The 1647-nt window shown below is 72.6% G+C and carries 2 protein-coding genes; both read left to right on the top strand.

Going from position 1 to position 1647, the window contains the following annotated elements; all coding sequences use genetic code 11:
* On the top strand, positions 1-698 hold a 698-nt coding region (locus AX685_RS05330), incomplete at its 5' end, for a DUF4115 domain-containing protein (RefSeq protein WP_156445689.1).
* 59 nt (positions 699-757) lie between these two features.
* Positions 758-1647: tetratricopeptide repeat protein (locus AX685_RS05335; RefSeq protein WP_231738572.1), on the top strand; the 890-nt coding region annotated here is incomplete at its 3' end.

Raw genomic sequence — 1647 nt, forward strand, 5'->3', positions numbered from 1 at the left:
GGCTGGACCCCGCCGACGTCGGCCGCGACATCCGCGGCGAGCTGGCGCGCGGCGCGATGCCGATCCGCCAGCACCATATCGAGGAGATCGCCGATCCGGCGCGCGGGCCGTCGCGCGGGGTGGTGATCGTCGCCGCCGGGCTGGCGCTGGCGGTGCTGGTGCTGGGGCTGTTGTGGCTGTCCACCGGCATGATGCGCGGCACGCAGGAGGCGCCGGCGACGGCCGCGTCGCCCACGCCCGTCGCGGCCAGCCGCCCGGTCCCCGCCGCCAGCACCGCCGCCCCCGCGGGCAAGGTGGTGCTGACCGCGCGCGACGAGGTGTGGATGCGCGTCTATGACGCCAACAACCAGACGCTGTTCCTGGGCACCAAGAAGAAGGGCGAGACGTTCGAGGTGCCCGCCACCGCCGACCGTCCGATGATCAACGTCGGCCGGCCCGACCAGCTGGCGATCACTGTCGACGGGCGCGAGGTGCCGGCGCTGGGCGACGGGAAGCGGGCGATCAAGGATGTCGGCATCAGTGCCGCGGCACTGGCGGCGCGCGGCGGCGGCGCGGCGACGCCGGCGACGCCGGCGGCGGCCCCGACGGCGCGCGCGACCGGAACGACGGGCGGCGTGCCCGCGGCGTTCCAGTCGCCCGCACCGGCCGCTTCCGCACGGGCCGGCTCCGCCTCTTCCGCGGGGAACACGCCGGACTGAGTCGCGCGAATCCTGCTTCAGGCTGGCGACAGCCATGGGGGGGTGATTATGGTCGCCGGATGAGCGACGCCGGGGGTATCAAGGGCATGAACAGGTTTCTAATCGGGGCGGGCACGGCCGCCATGCTGGCGACGGGCGCGGCGGTACCGGCCGGGGCGCAGCAGGGCGCCCCACTGGAGGGCCGCGTCGGCCGGCTGGAGAGCGAGATGCGCGCGGTGCAGCGCAAGGTGTTCCCGAACGGCGCCGCGCAGATGGTGGAGCCGCAGATCGCGCCGTCCACCCCGGCCCCGTCGCCGGTCGGCGTGCCGGCCAGCAGCGCGGTCGCCGACCTGTCGTCGCGCGTCACCTCGCTGGAACAGCAGATGGCGTCGATGACCGGGCAGATCGAGCTGACGCAGCACAAGCTGCGAATGCTGGAGGAGCAGTTCACCGCCTATCGCACCGCCACCGACGCGAAGCTGGCGGCCGGTGCCGCCCCGGCGTCGCCCGTGCCGGCGGCCGATGTGGCCGCCACCGGTGACGTGCGCGTGCCGACTGCGCCGCGCCCGGCGCCCACGCCGACCGCTGCCGTCGCCGGCGTGGAGAAGCCCGATACCGGCGACGCAGCGGAGGATGCGTATCTCTACGGCTATCGCCTGTGGGCGGCGAAGAAATACCCGGAGGCGCAGGCGCAGCTGAAGAAGATGGTCGCGGATTTCCCCAAGAGCCGCCGCGCCAGCTTCGCGCAGAACCTGCTCGGCCGCGCCTATCTGGACGACGGCAAGCCCAGCCTGGCGTCGATCGCCTTCTACGACAATTACAAGAAATACCCGGATGGCGAGCGTGCGCCCGACAGCCTGTTCTATCTGGGCAGCGCGTTGATGAAGCTCAACAAGCCGGCGGATGCGTGCAAGGTCTATGGTGAGTTGACCGACGTGTACGGCGACAAGATCTCGGCGGGCATGAAGGC

This window comes from Sphingomonas sp. CCH9-F2, assembly GCF_001556735.1.
In the GTDB taxonomy this organism is placed as follows: domain Bacteria; phylum Pseudomonadota; class Alphaproteobacteria; order Sphingomonadales; family Sphingomonadaceae; genus Sphingomonas; species Sphingomonas ginsenosidimutans.